The sequence below is a fragment of the Gordonia aurantiaca genome (assembly GCF_039939235.1).
GTDB lineage: Bacteria > Actinomycetota > Actinomycetes > Mycobacteriales > Mycobacteriaceae > Gordonia.
Genome location: NZ_JBDUUF010000010.1, coordinates 87,136 through 110,594 on the forward strand (window position 1 = coordinate 87,136; position 23,459 = coordinate 110,594).

Genomic DNA, 23,459 nt, shown 5'->3' on the forward strand with positions numbered 1-23,459 from the left:
CAAATCATCAGTGCGACAACAGATCACGATGATCCAACGCTGCCGGGAATACTTCAGGAGGTAGTTGAATGTCCACAGTCATCCACCGCAAAGGCCAGCGCGAACCGAAAATCGCGGACCCGAGGCCGACCGTGGAGAAGGGCCTTGAGCCCGATACCGAATCAACCCAGACCGACTCCTTCGACCCGGAGTTCGCGTTCGTCCGTCCGCCCGGAACCGAGGACGCCGACGAGCCTGCCGAGCCCAACGCGAAGATCGTGTTCAGCGGTCGCAACGTCGTGATACCCGACCACTACCGCATCTACGTCGGCGACAAGCTCGCGCGCCTCGAGCGATTCGATCCGACGATCTTCGAATTCGACGTCGAGCTGAAGCACTATCGCAATCGGAGGCAGTCGAAGGTCTGTCAGAAGGTGGAGATCACCGCGAAGGGCAAGGGCCCGGTCGTCCGCGCCCAGGCATGCGGGGAGAACTTCTACGCCGCACTCGAGAACTGTCTCGACAAGCTCGAGTCCAGGTTGCGTCGCGTGAAGGACCGCCGTCGTGTGCACCACGGTAACCGCCGGCCGCAGTCGGTCGCCGAGGCCACCGAGATCGGTGCGCCGCCGCTGCGGGACAACCAGCTCTCGGTCGACGGCTTCGTCGGCGACGGCTATCAGAGGCCGGAGTCGGAGGAACCGTATGGCGATGTGGAGGACCACACCCCCGGCCAGATCGTCCGTGTCAAGGAGCACTCCGCGGTGCCGATGACCGTCGACGACGCGCTCTACGAGATGGAACTCGTCGGGCACGACTTCTTCCTGTTCCACGACAAGGAGACCGACAAGCCGTCGGTGGTCTACCGCAGGCACGCGTTCGACTACGGCCTCATCCGCCTCGTCTGACGAGGCGATCGGCCGGCGAGTGGCCCTGATCGTTCGGTCAACCGGACGAACCCGCCGCGAGAGCCCGGGCCGGGATTCACCTCCGATCAGGGTCCACTCAGCTCACACGGCTACCATGGGATCCGGTCTGTGCTGTCGCACGGGCCGGATTCCGTGTGTTTTCTATCAGGTGAGGAACTCGATCCACGGTGCTGAACAAGCTGTTGCGTGTCGGCGAAGGCCGCATGGTCAAGCGACTCGACGCGATCGCGTCGCACGTCGAGGCGCTGTCCGACGAGTTCGAAGCGCTCTCCGACGCCGAGCTGCGTGCGAAGACCGACGAGTTCAAGAAACGCCTCGCCGACGGTGAGACGCTCGACGAGCTGCTCCCCGAGGCCTTCGCGACGGCCCGCGAGGCGGCCTGGCGCGTCCTCGACCAGAAGCACTTCCACGTGCAGATCATGGGCGGCGCGGCCCTGCACTACGGCAACATCGCCGAGATGAAGACCGGTGAGGGCAAGACCCTCACCTGTGTGCTCCCGGCCTACCTCAACGCCCTGACCGGTGAGGGCGTCCACGTCGTCACCGTCAACGACTACCTCGCCAAGCGCGACTCGGAGTGGATGGGCCGCGTCCACCGCTTTCTCGGTCTCGACACCGCGGTGATCCTCACCGGGATGAGCCCGGCGCAGCGCCGCGAGGCCTACGCCGCCGACATCACCTACGGCACCAACAACGAGTTCGGCTTCGACTACCTGCGCGACAACATGGCGCATTCGCTGGCCGACCTGGTCCAGCGCGGCCACCACTACGCGATCGTCGACGAGGTCGACTCGATCCTCATCGACGAGGCCCGCACCCCGCTCATCATCTCGGGCCCCGCCGAGGGTTCGAGCAAGTGGTACGTCGAGTTCGCGCGCATCGCGCCGCTGCTGGAGAAGGACGTCCACTACGAGGTGGACATCAAGAAGAAGACCGTCGGCATCCACGAGGCCGGCGTCGAGTTCGTCGAGGACCGCCTCGGCATCGACAACCTGTACGAGGCCGCCAACTCCCCGCTGGTCAGCTACCTGAACAACGCGATCAAGGTCAAGGAGCTGTTCCACCGCGACAAGGACTACATCGTCCGCAACGGCGAGGTCCTCATCGTCGACGAGTTCACCGGCCGCGTGCTCGAGGGGCGCCGCTTCAACGAGGGTCTGCACCAGGCGATCGAGGCCAAGGAAGGCGTCGAGATCAAGGCCGAGAACCAGACCCTCGCCACGATCACCCTGCAGAACTACTTCCGTCTCTACGACAAGCTCGCCGGCATGACCGGTACGGCCGAGACCGAGGCCGCCGAGTTCGACCAGATCTACAAGCTCGGTGTCATCCCGATCCCGACCAATCGTCCGATGATCCGCAAGGACCAGGGCGACCTGATCTACAAGACCGAGGAGGCGAAGTTCGCCGCGGTCGTCGACGACATCGTCGAGCGTCACCGCGCCGGTCAGCCGGTCCTGGTCGGCACCACCAGCGTCGAGCGGTCGGAGTACCTGTCGCGCCAGCTGAAGAAGGCCGGGATCCCGCACAGCGTCCTGAACGCGAAGTTCCACGAGCAGGAGGCCCAGATCATCGCCGAGGCCGGTCGCCTCGGCGCGGTCACGGTCGCCACCAACATGGCCGGTCGCGGTACCGACATCGTGCTCGGCGGCAACCCCGACATCATCGCCGACACCCGCCTGCGCAAGGCCGGCCTCGATCCGGTGAACACCCCCGAGGAGTACGAGGCCGCCTGGGACGAGGCCATCGCGATTGCGCGCAAGGAGGCCGCCGAGGAGGCCGAGGAGGTCCGCAAGGTCGGCGGCCTCTACGTCCTCGGCACCGAGCGCCACGAGTCGCGCCGCATCGACAACCAGTTGCGTGGCCGCTCCGGCCGCCAGGGTGACCCGGGCGAGTCGCGGTTCTACCTGTCGGTGGCCGACGAGCTGATGCGCCGGTTCAACGGTGGCGCCCTCGAGGCCATCATGAGCCGCCTGCCCGACGACGTGCCGATCGAGGCGAAGATGGTCACCAAGGCCATCCGCAGCGCTCAGACGCAGGTCGAGCAGCAGAACTTCGAGATGCGCAAGAACGTCCTCAAGTACGACGAGGTCATGAACCAGCAGCGCAAGGTGATCTACGCCGAGCGCCGCAAGATCCTCGAGGGCGAGGACCACCGCGAGCAGATCAAGCAGATGATCGACGACGTGGTGAGCGCCTATGTCGAGGGGGCGACCGCCGAGGGGTACGCCGAGGACTGGGATCTCGACGAGCTGACCACCGCGCTGCGTACGCTCTATCCGATCGAGCTCGACCTGCGCGAGGTCGTCGGCGAGACGGAGTACGGCGAGCGCGACGACATCTCGGCCGCCGAGCTGCGCGAGATCCTTGTCGCCGACGCCCAGGCCGCCTACGACAAGCGCGAGAAGGCCATCGACGAGCTCGCGGGCGAGGGCGCGATGCGCCAGCTCGAGCGCAGCGTCCTGCTGAGCGTCCTGGACCGCAAGTGGCGTGACCACCTCTACGAGATGGACTACCTGCGCGAGGGCATCCACCTGCGGTCGATGGCCCAGCGTGATCCGGTGGTCGAGTACCAGCGCGAGGGCTACGACATGTTCCAGGGCATGCTCGAGGGCCTCAAGGAGGAGGCGCTGAGCATTCTCTTCAACGCGCACGTCCAGACCGAGCAGCCGACACCGCAGCCGACGCTGCCGAACGCCGCCGAGTTGCGTGCCGCGGTCGCCGGGGGAACCCCGGCACCCGCGCCGGCCGCGACCGGCTCGCCGGTTCCCGCCGCACTGCGCGGTTCCGGCGCACCCGAGACCGACGCAGCGGTGACGTACTCGGGCCCGGGCGAGGGCGGCGGCACTGTCGTGCACTCGGAGGAAGAGGAGCTGTCGGGCGCCGCGGAGTCCGCGAGCCGCCGCGAGCGCCGCGCCGCGGCGCGGGCCAACAGCAAGGGCAACCGCGCCAAGCCGCCGAAGTCGAAGAAGCGCCGCTGACGACGCCGCCGCAGGGGTTACACCGCCCCCTGCGGCGTGAGTGCCCTGCGGCGTAGGTCACAGAAAAAACTCCGGGGGAGAGGGAACCGCACAGGGGAGTGGCTGCGTCCAATCCTCATGCAGCCGCTGATCACCGCTCCGGCCGAGTCCGCGTCAGCCCCCGGGCCAGACACCCCGACCGAATCCGGGGCGGAGTCCGTCGTCCGCACGCCCCGGGTCCGCGTGCGGCCCGCACCCGCCTATGAACCGGGTGGGAGCGGACCGGTCGTCTACCCGCTGCGCCGGACGTCCGGGGTCGGGACGCTGCGGGTGCGGCATCTCCCGGACGAGGGATCCGCGCCGTCGCGGAAGGTGCTCGCCGCCGCGGTCGAGGCACGCCGCTTCACCATCGCCACCTCCCGACTGCTGTTCGAGGTGATCGATCGCCGCCGGGGAACCGCCCATCTGCACGACACGGTGGCGCCGGCGCTCGTCGATCAGGTCGCGGCGCTGGTCCGGCACGACGCGTTCCGAGTCGCCGAGCCCGTCGGGCCGCCGTCGTCGGGACCGGTGCGGACCTCGGCGCCGGGCACCGTCCTGCAGCGCGTCCACGTGCAGCTGTGCGACACGAGCGCCGCCGAGGTGTTCGGTTCCTACACGAGCGGCGGACGCATCCGCGCCTTCGCCGGCCGCATCGAACGCAAGCCGTGCCGCACGCGCGTCACCGTCATCCCCGGAACGGCCCGTCCCGCGCTCGGCCGGGTCGAATACCGCTGGCAGCTCGTCGCACTCGAGTTCCACTGAACGCACCCGCGGTCCGGCTCACCGTGTCGCGCGAAGCCGACCCGAACGTCTGCAGGCGGCTAGGATCGGCGGCGTGGTCACCCGTTTGTCGCCGCGCGACGCGATGTACTACTTCCTCGACGACTCCCGCTCGACGACCCATCTGGGTGCGTTGCTGATCGTCGATCCCGCTGCGGTCCCGAGGCCTGATTCCCCGAGCGCTCCCGCCACGGATGCCGGGGCCGGGGGCAACGGGCAGTCGGGGAAGACATCCGGTCGACACGGAACTGCCCGTCCGAAGGGTGCCGGGCACGATGGCACCGGACCGAACGGCACCGGACCGGCGGTCTCCCCGCGGCCGCTGGATTACGTGTCGTTGGTGTCGCTGGTCGAGAACCGCTTGCAGCGCGTGCCCCGCTACCGGCAGCTCGTCCGGGAGGTCACCTTCGGCCTGGCGCGTCCGGTGTGGATCGACGATCCGGACTTCGACATCAACTTCCACATCCGCCGGGCCGGGCTCCCGCGGCCGGGCGGCCCCGCCGATCTCGCCGAACTCGTCTCCCGCGTCATGTCTCGCCCGCTCGACCGCACGCGCCCGCTGTGGGAGATGTACCTGATCGAGGGGTTGGCCGACGGACGCCTGGCGATCCTCACCAAGTCCCATCGCTGCCTCATCGACGAGCATGAGGGGCATCCGGAGATCAGCGAGGTCATCTGCGATGCCACCGCGCAGCCCGAGGTCCTGCCGGAAGAGCTGTGGATGCCGGGCTCCCCGCCGGGCGGCACGAGTCTGGTGATCGGTGCGCTCGCCGAGGCGCTGGCCCGGCCGGGCGACCTCGTCGAGACGGTGATCCACGGCAACGGCGTGGTCGCCGAGGCCCGTTCGGTGGTCAGCGGGACCCTGCGCCGCATCGGCGACGTGGTCGGGCAGCTCACCGATTCGGCCCCACGCAGCCCGCTGAACAACTCGGGCACCACCACCCGCAGCTTCATCACGAGCTCGGTGCCGCGCCGGGAGTGCGCGAAGATCGCCGAGCACCACAACTGCACGGTCAACGACGTCGAGCTCGCGATCATCTCCGGGGTCATGCGCAAGTGGCTGCTGTCGGTGGACCCGGCCGCCGCGCCCGCCGACACCGTCCGGGTCGTGGTGCCGCTGTCCACGCGCGACCCGGGTGTCGAGATAGAGGCCGGGGCCGAACCGAGTTGGATTCCCGTGGGCAAACCCAGCTTCGTCACGGATCTGCCCGTGGGGGAGGCGAATCCGACGGTGCGGCTGGCGCAGGTCGCCGGCCTGGCCGATCGGTACGCGCAGTCGTCGCGTCGCATGAGCACAGGTCCGAGCCCGTGGTTCCCCGAACTCGGCGTCGTGCCGTTCCCCGACATCAGTTCGCGCGCTTTCCGTTCGCTCGACAGCCGCTCGTACAACGTGCCGGTCGCGATGAGCACGGCGCCGATCTCCGATCGCTACGTCCTCGGTGTCCCCGTGCGAGAGCTGTACTTCGTGCCGGTCCTGGTGTCGCAGCGCGCGCTGTCGATCAGCGTCGTCGAGTACGGCGATCGCCTGCAGTTCGCCTTCGTCGCCGACCGCGGCGTGATCGGCGACCTGCCCGCCATGGCCGACTACGTCCTCGAGTCGTACGAGGAGTTGCTGACCACCGACTGACCCCGCACCCGGCTAAGGTGAGCGGGTATCGGTCGAACCGCAAGGGAGCGAAGTCGAATGAGGGTCTATCTGCCGGCGACGTTGGCGATGCTGGTGCAGTTGAACTCCGACGGGGAGTTCCGGCCGGTCGGCGGCACCGGGTTCGCCCTGACCCCGGCGCTGCGCGAGTCGTTCCTCTCCGGCGATGACGAGGAGCTCTCCGAGGTCGCCATGCGCGAGGCGGCCCGGGCGTCGCTGCGAATGCTCGCCGGTGAGGCGCCCGAGCCCGGCGACGACGACGCCGAGAAGGACCTCGCCGCCGACGAGCGGGTCACCAAGCCGGGCATCACCCCGGACCTGCCGCCGCGGCGCGTCGTGATCGCCGCCGACGTCGACGACTCCGCGGTCACCCTGCGTCCCGACCTCGACGACGCCGTCGTCAAGGTGGCCGGGACGATCCCGCTCGAGGCCATCGCGTCGGTGCACGTCGACGTCAAGGAGGCCGAGGACAAGGTGCGGGCCGCGGTCGTGGTGATCGACGCCGCCGACCTCGGTGACCTCGACGCCGAGCTGGCCGTCGGCGACGTCGAGGACTTCGACCTCGCCTGGTACGCGACCCAGGAGCTGCCGTTCCTCCTCGAGCTGCTCTGACCTTCTCGAGCTGCTCTGACCTCCGGCCCGGACCGGCCGGCCCGACGCACGAACCGTGACGAAAACCGCGGCCTCAGGGTGACCCGGACAACTGTGGGCGACCAACCTACGGTTGCGTAGGTTAAGGTGACTCCGCGGTACACATCAGAGTTGAAGGCGGTTGTCAGATGGGTTTCCTCGAGCGATTCGAAGAGCCGGTTGCCGGGGTCGCGGCGCGGAGCCGGGGGGCCAAGTGGGCTCGTGCGGCGCTGACCCGCATCACCACCCCGTTGCTGCCCGACGACTATCTGCACCTGGCCAACCCGCTGTGGTCGGCCCGCGAGCTGCGCGGCAAGGTCGTCTCGGTCACCCGCGAGACCGACGACTCCGCGACGATCCGCATCCGCCCGGGCTGGGGATTCTCCTTCGACTACGTGCCCGGCCAGTACGTCGGCATCGGCGTGCTCATGGACGGCCGGTGGACGTGGCGGTCGTACTCGCTCACCTCGACCCCCGACGCGTCGGCGAACGACAAGACCATCGCCATCACCGTCAAGGCGATGCCCGAGGGATTCCTCTCCACCCATCTCGTCAACGGACTCAAGCCGGGCACCGTCGTGCGTCTCGCGGCGCCGCGCGGCGAGTTCGTGCTGCCCGAGCCGCTGCCGGAGAAGATCCTGTTCGCGACGGCCGGTAGTGGCCTGACGCCGATCATCTCGATGCTGCGCATGGTCCGCCAGCGCAAGCAGCACACCGACATAAAGCTCATCCACTCCACGCCGACGCCCGCCGACCTGCTGTTCGCGCAGGAGCTCGAGGAGATGGCCGCCTCCGGCCTCATCGACCTGCATGTCCAGTACACGCGGGCCCAGGGCAAGGTCACCCCGGACGTGCTGCCGACCCTGTGCGAGGACTGGCGTGAGCGTGAGGTGTGGGCCTGCGGTCCGGGCGGTTTCCTCGAAGGACTGAACAAGCTCTACTCCGAGGCGGGCCTCGAGGGCCGCCTGCACATCGAGCGCTTCGCGCTCGAGCGCGGCGCGGTCGGCGCCCAGGGCGGCACCGTGACCTTCAAGCGGTCGGAGAAGACCGCCACCGTCGACGGTGCGACCACGCTTCTCGAGGCGGGGGAGGCGGCCGGTGCGATCATGCCGTTCGGCTGCCGCATGGGCATCTGCCAGAGCTGCGTGGTCATGCTCGACAAGGGCTGCGTCCGCGATCTGCGGACCGGCGCCGAGCACGTCGAGGGCGAACGCATCCAGACGTGCATCAGCGCGGCGGCCGGGGACTGCACCCTCGACGTCTGACCTGCCACTTCGCTGCGACCAGGGCGCACCCGTGGCATAGCCGGTACGCTCGGACACGTGCGTGGTCACAGTCGCAGGTACCCGTCCGACCGGCCTCACGGCCGGGTGTCGAGGCCGAGCGTGAGGGCCTGACCCCGTGAAGGCCTCGGTCCCGATCCCAGACGAGATCCCCGTCCTGAGCGACGGCGGGGTGACACTGCGGCCACACGAGCCCCGGGACCTCGACCGCATGGTCGAACTCGCGGCCGATCCGGCCATGATGCGGTGGACGCCGATCCCGGCACCCTACAGCCGCGCGGCAGCGGAGAGATTCGCCCTGGACTACGCGCCCCGGGCCTGGGCGGCCGGTGACCGGATGGTCTGGGCCGTCGAGTTCGACGGCCGGTTCGTCGGAACCGTCGACATCGCCGGGCCCGGCCCGCTGACCCAGCTGAGTTTCGACCTCCACCCCGACGCCCGTGGTTGGGGCGTGATGAAACGAGCCGTGCTGCTGGCCGTCGACCACGCCTTTGCCGAGGCCGGCAAGGAGGTCGTCCGATGGACGACGGTGGCGGGCAACATCGACGCACTCCGCGTCGCCCACGCCTGCGGGTTCCGGCTCGACGCCGCGGTGCCCGACGGCGTCGAGGTGCGCGGGCAGATCCGGGACGCCTGGGTCGGGTCGCTGCGGGCGGATGATCCGCGTGAGCCACGGACTCGGTGGCGCACCGACGTCTTCGAGACCGAGCGGTTCCGGTTGCGGCCGCTCGCCGAGTACGACGACCCGCGCATCCGTGAGACGCTCGACGACCCGATCTCGCGGAAGTACCTGTTCGCCCGGCCCGATCCGCTGGAACTCGAGCACGCCGCCGCCGAACGGCTGCGCAAGTGGTGGACCGCAGCGCAGGGCCTCAGCTGTACGTGGGCCGTCGCCGACCGGGAGACCGACGAATACCTCGGTGACATCAGTCTGCTGCACATCAACGAGGTGACCGGCGCCGAGGCGGGTTTCTACACCCATCCCGACGCGCGCGGGAAAGGCGTTCTGGGAGAAGCTTTTCCGGCGTCTGTCCAGTACGCCTTCGAGAAGTTCGGGTTCCGGCGGCTGACGCTGTTCGCCGCCGACAGCAACACCGGTAGCAAGAAGCTGGCCCGGGCCGCGGGCTTCCGCGAGGTGAGCCGTCAGAAGCTCGCCGCCCGTTCCGCCGGGGTGTACGAGGACCTCATCGGCTACGAGCTGTACGTCGACGACTACCGGGCCGACCACGCCGGCTGACCGAGATCGACGCGCCGGGGTTCGCCCGTTCGTGTGAAATCCCCGTGAAATTCCGTGCCCTCACCGGGGGATGGCGCTGGACACACGCGCGCCACGTAACCTACGCTTGCGTAAGTTACGCAGACGTAAGGGTGAGTAATCCGACACTGCGCCGTCGGGTCGTCCGGTTTGTCTCCACCCCTGATGGCGACCGGCACCCACGGCAGTCCACACCACCGCCAGAAGGGACACACGTATGGCGATCACCGACATCCCCGAGTACGCGCATCTGACCGACGCCGACATCGAGGAGCTCGGCCGCGAGCTCGACGCCATCCGCGCCGACATCGAGGCGAGCCGGGGTGAGCGCGATGCCCGTTACCTGCGCAACACCATCCGCTTCCAGCGCGGCATGGAGCTCCTGGGCCGTGCCCTGCTCTTCGGCTCGACCAAGAAGAGGTACTGGTGGGCGGGCGCCTCCGCGCTCGGGCTCGCAAAGATCGTCGAGAACATGGAACTCGGCCACAACGTGATGCACGGCCAGTGGGACTGGATGAACGATCCCGAGGTGCACAGCTCGACGTGGGAGTGGGACAACACCGACCCGTCGGCGCACTGGAAGCACACCCACAACTACATCCATCACAAGTACACCAACGTGCTGGGTCTGGACGCCGACGTGGGTTACGGCCTGCTGCGCGTCACCCGTGACCAGCGGTGGCGGCCGTTCAACTACGGCAACCTGCTCTACAACACGATCCTGATGCTGGCCTTCCAGTACGGTGTGGCGATCCAGAAGCTCGAGCTGGGCAAGAAGAATCGCACGCCCGAGGAACAGGAGATCTTCGAGCGTGACAAGAAGGACGTCCTGACCAAGATCACCAAGCAGGTGACCAAGGACTACCTGGCCTACCCGTCGCTGGTGGCGGCCACGACCGGACACAAGGTCGGCTACGGGCGCGCCTACGCCAAGACGTTCACCGCGACCATGCTCGCGAACGTCATCCGCAACATCTGGTCCAACGCCGTCATCTTCTGCGGACACTTCCCCGACGGCGCGGAGAAGTTCACCAAGCAGGACGTCGACAACGAGACCCAGGCCGAGTGGTATCTGCGTCAGATGCTCGGCAGCGCGAACTTCAACAGCGGCTTCATCCTCGCCTTCCTGAGCGGCAACCTGTCGTACCAGATCGAGCACCATCTCTACCCGGACCTGCCGAGCAACCGGTACCGCGAGATCTCCGAGCGGGTGCGGGTGCTGTGCGACAAGTACGACCTGCCCTACACCACCGGGCCGCTGCTGCTGCAGTACGCCAAGTCGTGGCGCACCATCGCCAAGCTGTCGCTGCCGGACAAGTACCTGAAGGCGACCGCTGACGACGCGCCGGAGACCGCGTCGGAGCGACGTTTCAAGCAGGGCCTTCCGGAGGACGCCCGGCTCCGGGCGACGATCGACGAGCGGACCGGCCGGCGGCGTGGCCTGCGGACGGCCCTCGAGAACCTGCGCGCGCGCCGTCGCTCGAGCCGCGGCGCCAAGGCGGTCGTCACCGAGCTGCGGGGCGGGCGTGACTCCGAGGCGGCCGCCTGATCGGGGCTACACTGATCGAAGACCCGGAGGGGGTCGGACGACGTGCGTTCGGCCCGCGGGTGTTCATCCGACAGACCCGGCCCAGACCGGCCCGGTGCCGAGCGATCGTCCCCGGGCGCCCCGGCACTGACCGAACCGGCACAATGGAATTCAATGGCCATCACTGACATCAACGAGTACGCGCACCTGAGCGATGCCGACGTGGAGGCGCTGGGTGCCGAACTCGACGCGCTCCGCCGTGAGATCGAGGCGGACCGCGGGATGCGGGACGTCACCTATCTGCGACGCACCATCTTCGCCCACCGGCTCCTGGAGGTGGCCGGTCGCCTCGCGTTGCTCGGCAGCCGTTCGCGTCCGCTGTGGGTTCTGGGCACCGGTGCCCTCGCGCTGTCGAAGATCATCGAGAACATGGAGCTCGGGCACAACGTGATGCACGGGCAATGGGACTGGATGAACGACCCGGAGGTCCACTCGACCACCTGGGAATGGGACATGGTGTGCGCGTCGCCGCACTGGAAGCATTCCCACAACTACATCCATCACAAGTACACGAACGTGGTCGGGATGGATCACGACGTGGGTTACAAGATCCTGCGCGTGACCCGTGACGAGCCGTGGGAGCCGCGTCGGCTGTTCCAGCCGTTGTTCAACGTGATGCTGGCCGCGACCTTCGAGTGGGGGATCGGCCTGCACGACCTCGAGCTCAAAGAGGTCCTCAAGGGCGAGAAGCCGAAAGAGATCGCGATCCCGCAGATCAAGGAGTTCGGCCGCAAGATCGCCAAGCAGGTCGCCAAGGACTATGTGCTGTTCCCGGCACTGTCCGGTCCCAACTTCAAGCACACGCTGACGGCCAACCTGACCGCGAACCTCATCCGCAACCTGTGGGCGTACGTGGTCATCTTCTGCGGCCATTTCCCCGACGGCGCAGAGAAGTTCACCGTCGACTCGCTGGAGAACGAGACGCAGGGCCAGTGGTACCTGCGGCAGATGCTGGGCACCGCCAACTTCGACGCGGGGCCGGCGCTGGCGTTCCTCAGCGGAAACCTCTGCTACCAGATCGAGCATCACCTGTACCCGGACCTGCCGAGCAACCGGTATGCCGACATCGCGGTGCGCGTGCGGGAACTGTGCGACAAGTACGACATCCCCTACACCACGGGGTCGCTCGCGAAGCAGTACTTCCAGACGCTGCGCACCATCAACAAGCTCGCCCTGCCGGACCGGTTCCTGTGGGCCACCGCCGACGACGCGCCGGAGACGGCGTCGGAGAAGCGGTTCGCCGGCATGCCGCGGGCGACCGGGCTCAGGACGGCAATTCGTCAGGCTCGACAGCGGCGTCGTCGGCGGCTGTTCCGCCGCTGACCGCCGCGAGCAGGTTCCGCACCGCCATGCCGCGCCGGTAGGAGTGGCCCTCGAGATCGTCGAGGGCGCACTCCGGGTCGGCCGGTGGGCCGAGATGCGTACAGCCCCTGGGGCATTTCTCGATGGCCTCGCGCAGGTCGTCGAACGCCGCGATGATGTCGTCGGTCCCCATGTGGGCCAGACCGAACGACCGGATGCCGGGTGTATCGATCACCCAGCCGAGTGGCGCGGCGTCGTCGCCGGGCAGCGGCAGCGCCACCGACTGGGTCGACGTGTGCCGTCCCTTGCCCACCCCGGACACCTCGCCGGTCGCCCGATCCGCTTCGGGGACAAGACGATTCACCAAAGTGGACTTTCCGACGCCGGAGTGTCCGATGAGTGCGGTGATGTGGCCGCGCAGAACGCCGAGCGCCTCGTCGAGCGGGTCGTCCCGGCCCGCGCGGACGATCGGCAGTTCGAGATCGGCGAAGGCCGCGGTGAACTCCGCCGGGTCGGCGAGGTCGGACTTGGTCAGGCACAGGACGGGGTCCAGTCCGCCGGCATAGGCGGCGGCGAGCGCGCGTTCGACGAAGCCGGTGCGCGGCGGCGGGTCGGCCATCGCCGTCACGATGAGCAGCTGATCGGCGTTTGCCACCACGATTCGTTCATACGGGTCCGAGTCATCGGCGGTGCGGCGCAACACCGTTCGGCGATCGGCGACGCGCACGATACGAGCCAGGGTGTCCGGCTTGCCGGACAGGTCGCCGACCACCGCCACCTCGTCGCCGACGACGATCGGGGTACGGCCCAGTTCACGTGCCCGCATCGCGACGACGCGTCGTGACGGGTCGCCGCCGAGGACCACGCCCCAGCGGCCGCGGTCCTTCGAGACCACCATGCCCTCGACCGCGTCGTCATGCGCGGGGCGACGCTTGGTGCGGGGTCGGGTTCCCTTGCCCGGACGAACCCGGACATCGGATTCGTCGTAGTTGTCGGCCCGCCGGCTCAACGGCGGACCCCGGGGGAGGCGAACCGTGACGTCATGCGCATGGCAGTCATGGGCGTGTGATCACCCCTGTCCCAACATCTTCTGCCACATGCCGGGGAAGTCGGGCAGGGTCTTGCCCGTCGTCTCGATGTCGTCGACCACCACGCCGGGGGTGACCAGCCCGACGATCGCGCCGGCGGTCGCCATGCGGTGATCCGCATACGACTCCCAGGTGCCGCCGTGCAACGTGGTCCCGGTGATGCGCAGGCCGTTCTCGGTCTCGGAGCAGATGCCGCCGAGGCGGGTGATCTCCGTGGTCAGCGCGGCCAGCCGGTCGGTCTCGTGACCGCGGAGGTGCGCGATGCCGGTGAGCTCGGATTCGCCGTCGGCGAGCGCGCACAGCGCCGCGATGGTCGGGGTCAGCTCGCCGATGTCGCGCAGGTCGAGGTGTACCGCCTTGAGCACCTCGGGTCCGCGGACGCTCAGCGTGCCGTCGAGCAGTTCGACGGTGCAGCCCATCGCGGCGAGGACGTCGGCGATGCGGGCGCCGGGCTGGGTCGTGACCGCGGGCCAGTAGGGGACGCGCACGGTACCGCCGGTGACCGCGGCCGCGGCCAGGAATGCCGCCGCGTTCGACAGATCGGGTTCGACGGTCCAGTCGACCGCGCGGATCGGGCCGGGCGCGACCTTCCACGTGTCGGGTTCGGAGGTGTCCACCTCGACGCCGGCGGTGGCGAGCATGTCGACGGTCATGTCGATGTGCGGGGTCGACGGGACGGGCGGTCCCTGGTGGCGGACGACCAGCCCGTCGTCGAACCGGGCAGCCGACAACAGCAGCCCGGAGACGAACTGCGACGATCCGGAGGCGTCGATGGTGACCTCACCACCCCGCACGTTGCCGGTGCCGGAGATGGTGAACGGCAGCCGGTCGCCGGTGACCTCGACCCCGAGGCCGCGCAGCGCGTCGAGGATCGTGGTCTGGGGGCGCACCCGGGCCTGCGGGTCGCCGTCGAACCGGACCTCGCCCCGGGCCAGCGCGGCCAGCGGGGGCAGGAAGCGCATCACCGTGCCGGCCAGGCCGCAGTCGATGTCGGCGCCGTGCAGTGGACCAGGGGCCAGCGAGACGGTGGTGTCGGAGGCCGGGTCGACGCGCACCTGCACGCCGAGCGCCTCGAGGGCGCCGAGCATGAGGTTGGTGTCGCGGCTGCGGAGGGTGCCGCGGACCGTCGACGGGCCCTCGGCGAGCGCGGCGAGGACGAGCGCACGGTTGGTGATGGACTTGGAACCGGGCAGCTCGACGGTGGCATCCAGGCCGCCCGTGCAGGTCGGCGCGCTCCAGGAACTCATGGTGTCCAGTTTGTCATGGGGGTTGGGCGCCGTTCGACGCCGCCGGGTGCTACCGGGTGTCCTTGCGCAGCGGGTGATCGGCGGGGATCTCCACGACGATGATCCGTCGTCCGTCGGGGTCCTCGGCGTGCATCTCGATCAGGCCCCAGGGCTCCTGGCGCGGTTCGCGCAGGACGGTCACCCCGCGGTCGCGGAACTGCTTCTCGGTGGCCTCGGCGTCGCGGACCTGCAGCCACAGCACCGCGTCGCTCGTCGGGTTCGGCGCATCGGCCTTCAGGTGCGACGAGATCTCGATGAGCCCGTTGCCGGCGAAGAAGACGACGCCGCCGGGGTATTCGCGGTGGATCGGCAACCCGAGCCGGTCCCGGTAGAACGCCTGCAGGCCCTCGGGATCGGCCGAGAGCAACAGCACCCGGCTGGACAGGACCTCCATCAGCGCCCCTCGGTGCTGCCTGCGGAGCCGCCGACCGCGTGGCCCGGATGGCGATCGGCGGGGCCGGCCGCCTCGTAGGCCGCGCGTTCCCGGGCCAGGCGCTCGGTGACGCCGATGGGGGTGGCGTCGCCGAAGGCGAAGGCCGATTCGTGCGGGTATTCGTGCGGCAGATCGGGATCGGCGATCAGACCGTCGTCGTCGACGGGCAGGTCGTCGGGTTCCTCTCCGAGGGGACCGGGTTCGAGTCTGGAGGACATGCACCCCACGATAGGCCGATTTCGGGTCGGAGAGGGGATGGTCGCGCCGGTCGGCCGCGGGGTTTGTGGGGTCACGAACCCCGCTGGGAGAACTTCCCCGCGGTCTTGCCGTCCCAGGCCTCGATCACGCGCATCACCTTGGGGTCGCCGAGATCGGTGATCTCGTCGCACAGGTCCTTCGGTGCCGACGGGTTGGTGACGATGAACCGGTGCAGCGACGGGTCGTGATCGGCCAGGTAGCGCAGGGTCTCCGGCGGGGTGTCGGGGTCCGCGGCGGCCAGCGCGTCGCGCGGGTCGAAGGCCGGGGCGCGGACGCCGTCGGAGGCGGAGGTCGTCGGGTCTCCGACGACGGCGATGTCACCGGTGTTGTGATAGTCGACCGGGTCCGACGACACGCTGCGGGAGTTCAGCAGCAGGTTCAGCAGGATCGCGGTGATCGCGCCGGCGGAGATACCGGAGTGGAAGATCGTCTGGAACCAGTCCGGGAACTTCGCGTAGATGTCGAGGACGACGTTCACCGGCGCGTTGCCCAGGGTGCGGTCGGTGTAATAGATCTTGGCCTCGGTCAGCATCGCGACGCCGACGGAGATCGCGACGACCAGCACGTTGACGTTGTCGAACTTCACCTTGGCGAGGGTCCGGATGCCGCTGGCCGCGACCATGCCGAACAGTGCGACGCCGGCGCCGCCGAGCACCGGCTGCGGGATGCCCTCGACGATCGCGGCCATCTTCGGCAGCAGGCCCAGGACCACCAGGATGACGCCGGCGCACGTCGCGACGTGGCGGGTGCGGACCCCCGTGATGGCCACCAGGCCGACGTTCTGCGCGAATGCCGTATACGGGAACGTGTTGAAGATGCCGCCGAGCAGCGTGCCCATGCCGTCGGCGCGCATGCCGTCGGCCAGGCGGCGCGGCGTGATCTTCTCGTCGACGATCTCGCCGACCGCGACGATGTCGCCGGTGGTCTCGGTCATGATCACCAGGCCGACGATGATCAGCGAGATGATCGCGCTGACCTCGAAGGTCGGCATCCCGAACTGGAACGGCTGCGGCACGCCCACCCACGGGTACTCGCCCAGCTTGTCCCAGTCGGTCATGCCGAACGGGATCGAGATCACGGTGCCGATCACCAGGCCGACCAGGATCGACACGCGCCGGATCGCGTCGGGGGCGAATCGTTCGAGGAGCACGATGATCGCCAGCGTCAGGAAGCCGAAACCGATGTTCTCGGGGGCGCCGAAGTCGGGTCCCGACGCGGTGCCGCCACCGAACCAGCCGGCCGCGACGCGCATCAACGAGACGCCGATGATGAGGATGATGGTGCCGGTGACCAGCGGCGGGAAGAACCTGATGAGCCGTCCGACGATCGGGGCGACCGCGATCATGAACACGCCGCAGGCGATCACCGAGCCGTAGATGGCGGTGATGCCGTAGTTGGTGCCGATGGTGATCATCGGTCCGACGGCGGCGAAGGTCACGCCCTGCATCAGGGGCAGCCGGACGCCGAACCGCCAGAAGCCGACGGCCTGCAGGATCGTCGCGATACCCGCGACGAACAGATCGGCCATGATCAGATGCACGATGTCGCCGGACTCGAGGTGCCCGGCGCCGACCATCGCACCGCCGACGATCAGCGGGACCGCGACCGCGCCGGCGTACATGGCGAGCACGTGCTGGAGGCCGAGCGGGAAGAGTTTGACGAAGGGCGGGATCTCGTCGACCGGACGTGCACCGGTCTTCCCGTTCCTGAGCACACCGAGGACCGACATGCCTCGTTTTGTACGGACCCGGTATTTCCGGGAAGGCGCATCCGTGTGTCCGCGACGTTTCCGCGAAGATATATCCGTGACCCCGCGATCCTCGTCGACCCCACTCAGCGCCGGAATCCTGTTGTTCCGCCACGCCGACACGAACCCCGACGGCGTGGAGATCCTCCTCGTCCACCCGGGCGGCCCGATCTGGGCGCGCAAGGACGAGGGCGCCTGGTCGGTGCCGAAGGGGCTCGTCGACCCGGGCGAGTCGGAGTGGGATGCCGCTCGGCGCGAGTTCGCCGAGGAAGTCGGTTCCCCGGTGCCCGACGCCCCGCATACCGACCTCGGCGAGGTGCGGCTCAAGAGCGGCAAGCGCGTCGTCGCCTTCGCGGTCGAGGGCGACCTCGACGTGTCCGAGGTCGTCAGCAACACCTTCGAGATGGAGTGGCCGCCCCGGTCTGGCCGCACGAGGTCGTTCCCGGAGGTCGACCGGGCCGAGTGGTTCGACCCGGAGACCGCGCGCACGAAGCTGAACCCCGCGCAGGTCGCGTTCGTGGACCGATTGCTCGAGGGGCTCCGACACGCGTCGTGACCGGGCCGGAGCGTCCGAGGGACAACTCCTCTCGGGGGCGGATGTTCCGCGGGAGCGTTTCGGTTCCCGCGTCGCGCCGACGCCCGCGGGAACCGACCGGTCCCGCGCAGGGCAAGCGCTCCCGCGGCGAGCGGGTGGCCCGCGGCGCAGCGTGTGTCACCTGTCGAGGAGGTAGATCCGCGTGAGTTCCTTCCATCGCGGCAGATTCGGGTCCGACCGGGGGTCACGGCGGTCGATGAGGTAGGTCATCGCGGCGCCGCGCATCGACGTCAGCAGGATCGGGTACAGCTCGGCGTATCTCGGCGACGACGTGAGTTCGGGGCCGAGGAAGCCGGCGACGGCCTCGCGCACGGTCGTGCCGATCTCGCGTTCGGTCGGCAGCATCGCGATGCGCAGGTTCTCGTTGGTGCGCGCGGCGATCCACAACTCCATCGACGCCACGAAGTACGGCTGGTGGAACGTCGACCAGCCGACGTCGGTGGCCAGGGAGATCCGCGCGATCGGGTCGTCGGGCCAGTCGACGCGATGCGGCAGTTCGGTGATCCGCGTCGTGGCGAGATGCCCGACGGCGGCCAGCAGCAGCGCCTCCCGCGACGGATAGTGGTGTAGCAGGCGTCCGCGGCTGACGCCGGCCTCGTGCTGGATCGCGACCGTGCTGGCGCCGGAGTACCCGCGTTCGACCAGCACTCGGATCGCCGCGTCGAGGATGCGTGTCCTCGTCACGCCGCTGCGGTGCTGGACGGCGGGTCGTGCGGCGTCGGCGGAGGCGCTCACCTCCGGATGCTCGATCTGCCGGTCACGCGGCCCTGCCGGTCACACGTCGAGGATGTGCGGTAGGCCTGCACGGTAACGGTCCCGGTCGAGTTGCTTGAGCGGTTCGAGCAGCGGCAACTCCCACAGCGGGAAGATCTGTGCGCTCGGCGCCGGACTGTCGGCGGCGGCGATGATCGCATTGGTGACGCGCCGCCCGGATTCGTTGGCTCCCTCCATCGTCGCCAGATCGATGTTGCTCCGGACGTGGTCGCCGCCGATGAAGAGATTCGGGATCTTGGTGTACGCGTTGGGCCGGTTCTCGTACGAACCCTTCGTGTTGACCATCAGCGGTGTGGCGTTGAAGGTCCGGTTGCCCGACCAGGTGATGCCGGGATCGAGAGACCACGTCACGATGTCCTCGGAGCGCAGGATCTTTCGCCCGCCGGCGTTCATCGCCCTGCTCATCTGTGCCCAGACCTCGCGGGCGATCTCCTGCTTGGTGCATTGTTTGGCCGGCTTGCCGTAGAGGATACCCGGCTTCTCCCATTCCGAGATGTCGATGGACAGGCAGTCCTTGACCGTGCCGTCGCCGTAGGTGCGGGTGAAGTCGACGTTCCACGGTGCGGCCTGGAACAGTCCGGTGAGCGCCCAGGGGGTGCCGAGAGCGGCGATGTGGCCGGGCGGGAGGTCGGATCTGCGGCGTAGGAAGTACTGGATGCCGACCATCCAATCGTCTTGCAACGCATGGATTCCGGCGAGCGACGGATCGGCGTCGAGCAGCGCCGGCGACAACAACGGCTTGAGGCGGTCGATCGGCATGGCCGCGACGTACCAGTCGGCCTCGACCGTCTGTCCGGTGTCCAGACGAGCACCGGTGATCCGGCCGCCACCGACGTTCAGCTGCGCGAGGCCCGACCCCATGACGAAGCGCACGCCGCGGTTGCGGAGATGTGCGACCCAGGGGTTGATCCACGCATGATTGGTGGGCCGGTTGAGGATTCGGTCGACGTCGCCGCGGATCAGGTCGGAGCGGTACTGCGGGATCAGGCCGCTGGCGGCGGTGGCCAGGGCCAGGCCGATCTGCCCGATGGTCCGCGCCGACGCGGTGTCGGGTTTCGCCGCGACCAGCGCGCGGGTGAGGGCGCCGACGAGATACCGCTGGTACGACCGGGATTTGCCCTTCGCCTTCACGAACTGCATCCACGACTGGTTCTCCCATTGGCCGAGCCGGCGCTCGGTGCAGCTGGTCGCCATCACGAGCTCGCGGGAGACGAAGTAGGTGAGTTCGGTGAGCGGGACGTCGACGACGAACTTCAGCCCGGTGATCATCGCGTTGCGCAGGTTGTCGAGGGTGGCGATCTGGTGCGCATGGTCGGCGAACCCGATCAGCGACGCGGGCGCGGTGGTGGGTGCGTACCCGGATTCGTCGAACGCGATCATCGCCGACTCGACGCTGATCAGGTGGCGGTCGCGAACGTTGCTGCGACCCACCGGGATTCGCTGCATCATCTCCGGCACGTGCTGATAGCAGCTGGGGTAGAAGCGGAATCCGTGCTCGCCGGGCAGGCCGGAACGCCCGCCGCTCGCGGTGCCGGGGACGTCGAAGCTGCGGGCCTTGCCGCCGAGATAGGCCGGTTCGTAGACGGTGACCTGGAAACCGCGCTCGCTGAGCTCGTGGGCGGCCGCGAGTCCGGCCATCCCGCCGCCGAAGATCGCGACGTCACGTCCGCGTCCGACCCCGGGCCGCGGCACCGCCCCGGCCGACGGCACCTGCGCATGGGGAAGCGCCACCGCCGTTCCGGCGAGCACCGCCGCGGCGGCCGAACCCCGCAGAACCGCGCGACGGCTGGGGCGCTCTCGCGAACCCCCTCCCGGCTCCCCGCTGGTGCGCACGGCGGCGCGCTGTTCACCCGACATGATTCCGACCCTTCGTCGACCCCAGAACAGTCAGTGCTGACTCAACTGAGTGTGATGTCTACCACAGCCGCTCGGGCGGTCGGACCGGAATCGCGGAACGTCTCGGTCGGTCGTCGGGGCGCGCCGGCTGTGACGTGGCAGCGTTTCAACGCACCAGGAACGGCGCCACCCACTCCGGTGTCACGTCGTCGGCGATGGCGGCAGCGGTGGACTCGTCGACATCGACGAGCGAATAGTGCTCGGCGCCCGCGGCGGTCGCGACGATCAGCGTGCACACCCCGGCGCGGCGCTGGAATAACGACGCCCGACTCGCCCAGCCGACGACTCCGTCGCGGTCGACGACGATGCGCTGGCGTGCGACGGTCGGCGGTGCGATGACCACCGCCCGTGTGGTCAGGCGATGACCTAGGTGTCGCGCGCGCACGGCACCGAGCGCTGTCGACGCGACGACCAGGAGCACGCCCACCGTGATCCATCCGACGGGGATGGCGCGCGCGATGACCGCGGCCGCGATCGCCACGAAGGCGATGAGACCGGTGAGGAATCCGCGGTTGAGCCGTCGGACGAACGCGGGACGGCCGTGTCCGCCGAGCGGCTCCCTCGGTTCGGCCTGCTCGTGCGTGACCAGTCCGGCCACGCGCATCGCCTCGTCCACCGGTGCGGGCGGCAGGAGGAGTGGATGCTTGTGCGCGCCGATCGCGATGGCCTGCAGCCGGGCGCCCCTCAGCGGCCGCATCAGGAGCGGTTCGATCAGGTGCGACCCGCGGATCCGCCTCTCGTCGAAGCTGATCGCGTTCGTCGTGAGGAGCCCGCGTTCGGTGCGCAGCGTTCCGTCGGGGTGCCGGGTGAGCCGAAAATCCGAGTAGGCCAACACGTAACCGATCGCCGAGAACATCGCGCCGACGACGATCACCACGACGATCGCCGCCGCGACGATCAGTGCGAGCGGGAACCCGCGCACGGTGTCGTAGGTGTCCCGGACCGCGCCCGCCGTCTCCTCGAACAGCCCGAGGTCGTTGGCGATCTGGAGACCGAGGCCGCCGATGGCCGCCGCGATCGCGAGGCCGCCCATCGAGAACGGGGAGTACCGCAGCCAACTCGACCGGAACCGCGTCAGGATCCGGGGCGGGGCAGCCGGCGCCGGCGGCGTTCCGGTCTCGGTCGCCGGCGTCGCGCCGGAGGGGCCGGTCGGCATGACCTCGTCGTGCAGGGCCAGTGCCTCGGCCAGTGTGACGGCACGCAGCTTGACCTGAGACGACTCGTCGTCGCCGCCGGTGCCGATGGTGACCTTCTGGAGGTTGAGCACCCGGTGGACCAGGGAGGCGGTCAGATCGACGCTACGGATGCGGTCACGCCGTGCGGTGGCCACCTTCTTGTTCAGCAACCCGGTTCGCACGCGGACGTGTTCGTCGGTCACCTGGTAGAAGGTCGTCCACCACGGGACCACTGCCACCAACGGCACGATCACGACGGTCACGATCAGGGTCGGCAACGGCGCGGACCGGCCCGCGAAGACCAGGGCGATGAGCACCGGGACCAACGACGGCAACGCCTCGACCAGACCGACCGCCATCAACCACGGCGACAGGCGATGCCACTCGTCCGGCGCGTCGACGTGCAGCCGCGACCCCTGGTCCGGATGGGGCGGTGGGGGGACCGGATCAGGTTGCGTCATCGGTGAACGCCTGGGTGCGGATGGTCAGATCTGAGGCGGTGGCGCGCGCCAGGTCGGCGTCGAGCCCCGCGATGTGGATCGTGCCGGCCGACGACGCGGTCGTCACCGTCAGCTTCGCGAGGTCGAGCAACTGCTCGAGCGGGCCCGCCTCGGTGTCGACGACCTGGATACGGGCGATCGGGATGATCACCCGATGCCGCAGGAACCAGCCCGACTGCGAGTACACCGCGTCGTCGCTGACCTCCCAGCGGTGAAAGCGGTACCGCCACAACGGTACGACGGTGGTGTAGAAGGCGGTCAGCACTGCGGCCGCAAGGGCGGCACCGACCGCATACCAGCGGGCGTCGGGAGCGACCACCGCGACCACGACGGCCGCGATGGTCGCCGGAACACCGACGATCAGCGAGGGCAACCGCCACAGCGTCTTGGCACGCGGATCGACCTGATTGACCGGTTCGCGCAGCGTCGGGTGAACCGAGGACGCTGCGCCGGTGCGCTGTGGGGCAGATGCGGGGTCCATTGCGGCCAGTCTAGGACCGACTTCCGTCAGCTGTTCGCTTTGCGAACCACGAGCCCGGATCAGGTCAGCGTCACGCCGCCGTCGACCGCGATGGTCTGGCCGGTGACGTAACCGGAAGCGGCCGACGACAGCCAGATGGCGGTGGCCGCCAGCTCCTCGCCGTGACCGGTGCGGCCGAGGACCACACGCGGCATCTGCGACTCCAGATAGCCGGGCTTGTAGTGGTCGGTCATCTCGGTCTCGAAGAATCCGGGCGCGATCGCGTTGACGCGGATGCCCTTCCGTGCGCCCCACTGCTGGGCGAGATCACGGGTCAGGCCGATGACGCCGGCCTTGCTCGCGGCGTACGCGGCCTGCGGCAGGCCGGCGGTGGTGATGCCGAGGATCGACGAGATGTTGACGATCGCCGACCCCGGCTGCATGACCCGGCCGCACGCCTGCGCCATCCAGTACGAACCGTTGAGATTGATGTCGATGACCTCGCGGAACTGTTCGGGGGTCTCGCGCGTCGCGGGATGAGCGGTGCCGATGCCGGCGTTGTTGATCAGCACGTCGACCTTGCCGAAGGTCTCCATCGCGGCATCGACCACGCGTTGGCACGCCTCGGGATCGGCGACATCGGCGGGGACCGCAAGTGCCTTGCGCCCCAATGCCTCGACGGCGGCGGCGGTGTCGGCCAGCTTCTCCACCCGGCGCGCGGCGAGCACCACGTCGGCACCGGCCTCGGCGAAACCCTTGGCGAACGAGACGCCGAGTCCCGAGGACGCGCCGGTCACGATGACCACCTTGCCGGTGGTGTCGAACAGATCCAGAACGGACATCATGGTCTCCCTTAC

The 23,459-nt window shown here is 68.9% G+C and carries 20 protein-coding genes; 10 read left to right on the plus strand and 10 right to left on the minus strand.

The features are described 5' to 3' along the window. Window positions 1–68: 68 nt before the first annotated feature. The 9 genes from hpf to ABFT43_RS18390 all read left to right on the plus strand — a co-directional run bounded on the left by hpf (window position 69) and on the right by ABFT43_RS18390 (window position 12,411). The gene (hpf, locus tag ABFT43_RS18350) at window positions 69–884 is read left to right on the plus strand and encodes a ribosome hibernation-promoting factor, HPF/YfiA family (protein ID WP_347961729.1); all 816 of its coding nucleotides are present in this window, start codon (window positions 69–71) and stop codon (window positions 882–884) included. A gap of 188 nt (window positions 885–1,072) precedes the next feature. Next, window positions 1,073–3,886, plus strand: coding sequence for a preprotein translocase subunit SecA (gene secA / locus ABFT43_RS18355; RefSeq protein ID WP_347961730.1), 2,814 nt, complete (start codon window positions 1,073–1,075; stop codon window positions 3,884–3,886). A gap of 117 nt (window positions 3,887–4,003) precedes the next feature. Further along, entirely contained in the window at window positions 4,004–4,669 is a 666-nt protein-coding gene (locus ABFT43_RS18360; RefSeq protein ID WP_347961731.1) for an Rv3235 family protein, read from the plus strand. Between the two features lie 73 nt (window positions 4,670–4,742). Then, window positions 4,743–6,314 carry a wax ester/triacylglycerol synthase domain-containing protein gene (locus ABFT43_RS18365; protein WP_347961732.1) on the plus strand — a complete coding sequence of 524 codons (1,572 nt, stop codon included), beginning with the start codon at window positions 4,743–4,745 and terminating at the stop codon, window positions 6,312–6,314. A gap of 57 nt (window positions 6,315–6,371) precedes the next feature. Further along, the gene (locus ABFT43_RS18370) at window positions 6,372–6,944 is read left to right on the plus strand and encodes a DUF6912 family protein (RefSeq protein WP_347961733.1); all 573 of its coding nucleotides are present in this window, start codon (window positions 6,372–6,374) and stop codon (window positions 6,942–6,944) included. A gap of 167 nt (window positions 6,945–7,111) precedes the next feature. After that, window positions 7,112–8,227, plus strand: coding sequence for a ferredoxin reductase (locus ABFT43_RS18375; protein ID WP_347961734.1), 1,116 nt, complete (start codon window positions 7,112–7,114; stop codon window positions 8,225–8,227). Between the two features lie 136 nt (window positions 8,228–8,363). Continuing rightward, complete coding sequence (locus tag ABFT43_RS18380; protein ID WP_347961735.1) at window positions 8,364–9,482, plus strand: GNAT family N-acetyltransferase; 1,119 nt, start codon at window positions 8,364–8,366, stop codon at window positions 9,480–9,482. A 235-nt stretch (window positions 9,483–9,717) separates the two neighbouring features. Further along, window positions 9,718–11,049: a fatty acid desaturase family protein gene (locus ABFT43_RS18385; RefSeq protein WP_347961736.1), complete on the plus strand. Its 1,332-nt coding sequence runs from the start codon at window positions 9,718–9,720 to the stop codon at window positions 11,047–11,049. A 153-nt stretch (window positions 11,050–11,202) separates the two neighbouring features. After that, a complete protein-coding gene (locus tag ABFT43_RS18390) occupies window positions 11,203–12,411 on the plus strand; it encodes a fatty acid desaturase family protein (protein ID WP_347961737.1) in 1,209 nt (402 codons plus the stop codon). Here ABFT43_RS18390 and rsgA read toward each other — a convergent pair. The 5 genes from rsgA to ABFT43_RS18415 all read right to left on the minus strand — a co-directional run bounded on the left by rsgA (window position 12,353) and on the right by ABFT43_RS18415 (window position 17,184). Continuing rightward, window positions 12,353–13,399, minus strand: coding sequence for a ribosome small subunit-dependent GTPase A (gene rsgA, locus ABFT43_RS18395; RefSeq protein WP_347961738.1), 1,047 nt, complete (start codon window positions 13,397–13,399; stop codon window positions 12,353–12,355). The two genes, ABFT43_RS18390 and rsgA, sit on opposite strands and share 59 nt — an antisense overlap. A gap of 60 nt (window positions 13,400–13,459) precedes the next feature. After that, window positions 13,460–14,725, minus strand: coding sequence for a 3-phosphoshikimate 1-carboxyvinyltransferase (gene aroA, locus ABFT43_RS18400; protein WP_347961739.1), 1,266 nt, complete (start codon window positions 14,723–14,725; stop codon window positions 13,460–13,462). Between the two features lie 49 nt (window positions 14,726–14,774). Further along, entirely contained in the window at window positions 14,775–15,158 is a 384-nt protein-coding gene (locus ABFT43_RS18405) for a VOC family protein (protein WP_347961740.1), read from the minus strand. Continuing rightward, complete coding sequence (locus ABFT43_RS18410; protein ID WP_347961741.1) at window positions 15,158–15,415, minus strand: hypothetical protein; 258 nt, start codon at window positions 15,413–15,415, stop codon at window positions 15,158–15,160. The genes ABFT43_RS18405 and ABFT43_RS18410 overlap by 1 nt, the downstream gene beginning before the upstream one ends. Before the next feature lie 71 nt (window positions 15,416–15,486). Next, a complete protein-coding gene (locus ABFT43_RS18415; RefSeq protein WP_347961742.1) occupies window positions 15,487–17,184 on the minus strand; it encodes a nucleobase:cation symporter-2 family protein in 1,698 nt (565 codons plus the stop codon). A gap of 76 nt (window positions 17,185–17,260) precedes the next feature. On the opposite strand from ABFT43_RS18415, the gene ABFT43_RS18420 reads away from it, so the two are divergent. Continuing rightward, window positions 17,261–17,758 (plus strand): NUDIX domain-containing protein, encoded by a 498-nt coding sequence (locus ABFT43_RS18420; RefSeq protein ID WP_347961743.1) that lies wholly within the window; start codon window positions 17,261–17,263, stop codon window positions 17,756–17,758. A gap of 156 nt (window positions 17,759–17,914) precedes the next feature. Here the strand turns inward: ABFT43_RS18420 and ABFT43_RS18425 are convergent, their stop codons facing one another. The 5 genes from ABFT43_RS18425 to ABFT43_RS18445 form a co-directional block, all read right to left on the minus strand. Further along, window positions 17,915–18,532: a TetR/AcrR family transcriptional regulator gene (locus ABFT43_RS18425; RefSeq protein ID WP_347961744.1), complete on the minus strand. Its 618-nt coding sequence runs from the start codon at window positions 18,530–18,532 to the stop codon at window positions 17,915–17,917. 39 nt (window positions 18,533–18,571) lie between these two features. Continuing rightward, the gene (locus ABFT43_RS18430; RefSeq protein ID WP_347961745.1) at window positions 18,572–20,428 is read right to left on the minus strand and encodes a hydroxysqualene dehydroxylase; all 1,857 of its coding nucleotides are present in this window, start codon (window positions 20,426–20,428) and stop codon (window positions 18,572–18,574) included. 145 nt (window positions 20,429–20,573) lie between these two features. Further along, the gene (locus ABFT43_RS18435) at window positions 20,574–22,103 is read right to left on the minus strand and encodes a PH domain-containing protein (protein ID WP_347961746.1); all 1,530 of its coding nucleotides are present in this window, start codon (window positions 22,101–22,103) and stop codon (window positions 20,574–20,576) included. Continuing rightward, on the minus strand, window positions 22,090–22,623 hold the full coding sequence (locus tag ABFT43_RS18440) for a PH domain-containing protein (RefSeq protein ID WP_347961747.1): 534 nt from the start codon (window positions 22,621–22,623) through the stop codon (window positions 22,090–22,092). The genes ABFT43_RS18435 and ABFT43_RS18440 overlap by 14 nt, the downstream gene beginning before the upstream one ends. A 59-nt stretch (window positions 22,624–22,682) precedes the next feature. Then, window positions 22,683–23,444, minus strand: coding sequence for an SDR family NAD(P)-dependent oxidoreductase (locus ABFT43_RS18445; protein WP_347961748.1), 762 nt, complete (start codon window positions 23,442–23,444; stop codon window positions 22,683–22,685). Window positions 23,445–23,459 lie beyond the last annotated feature (15 nt).

Coding starts and splice junctions, on each gene's coding strand:
- ABFT43_RS18445 (WP_347961748.1), bottom strand. CDS start 23,444: ATGTCCGTTCTGGATCTGTTCGACACCACCGGCAAGGTGGTCATCGTG.
- ABFT43_RS18430 (WP_347961745.1), bottom strand. CDS start 20,428: ATGTCGGGTGAACAGCGCGCCGCCGTGCGCACCAGCGGGGAGCCGGGA.
- ABFT43_RS18370 (WP_347961733.1), top strand. CDS start 6,372: ATGAGGGTCTATCTGCCGGCGACGTTGGCGATGCTGGTGCAGTTGAAC.
- aroA (WP_347961739.1), bottom strand. CDS start 14,725: ATGAGTTCCTGGAGCGCGCCGACCTGCACGGGCGGCCTGGATGCCACC.
- hpf (WP_347961729.1), top strand. CDS start 69: ATGTCCACAGTCATCCACCGCAAAGGCCAGCGCGAACCGAAAATCGCG.
- ABFT43_RS18415 (WP_347961742.1), bottom strand. CDS start 17,184: ATGTCGGTCCTCGGTGTGCTCAGGAACGGGAAGACCGGTGCACGTCCG.
- ABFT43_RS18360 (WP_347961731.1), top strand. CDS start 4,004: ATGCAGCCGCTGATCACCGCTCCGGCCGAGTCCGCGTCAGCCCCCGGG.
- ABFT43_RS18410 (WP_347961741.1), bottom strand. CDS start 15,415: ATGTCCTCCAGACTCGAACCCGGTCCCCTCGGAGAGGAACCCGACGAC.
- ABFT43_RS18375 (WP_347961734.1), top strand. CDS start 7,112: ATGGGTTTCCTCGAGCGATTCGAAGAGCCGGTTGCCGGGGTCGCGGCG.
- ABFT43_RS18405 (WP_347961740.1), bottom strand. CDS start 15,158: ATGGAGGTCCTGTCCAGCCGGGTGCTGTTGCTCTCGGCCGATCCCGAG.
- ABFT43_RS18440 (WP_347961747.1), bottom strand. CDS start 22,623: ATGGACCCCGCATCTGCCCCACAGCGCACCGGCGCAGCGTCCTCGGTT.
- ABFT43_RS18435 (WP_347961746.1), bottom strand. CDS start 22,103: ATGACGCAACCTGATCCGGTCCCCCCACCGCCCCATCCGGACCAGGGG.
- ABFT43_RS18390 (WP_347961737.1), top strand. CDS start 11,203: ATGGCCATCACTGACATCAACGAGTACGCGCACCTGAGCGATGCCGAC.
- ABFT43_RS18385 (WP_347961736.1), top strand. CDS start 9,718: ATGGCGATCACCGACATCCCCGAGTACGCGCATCTGACCGACGCCGAC.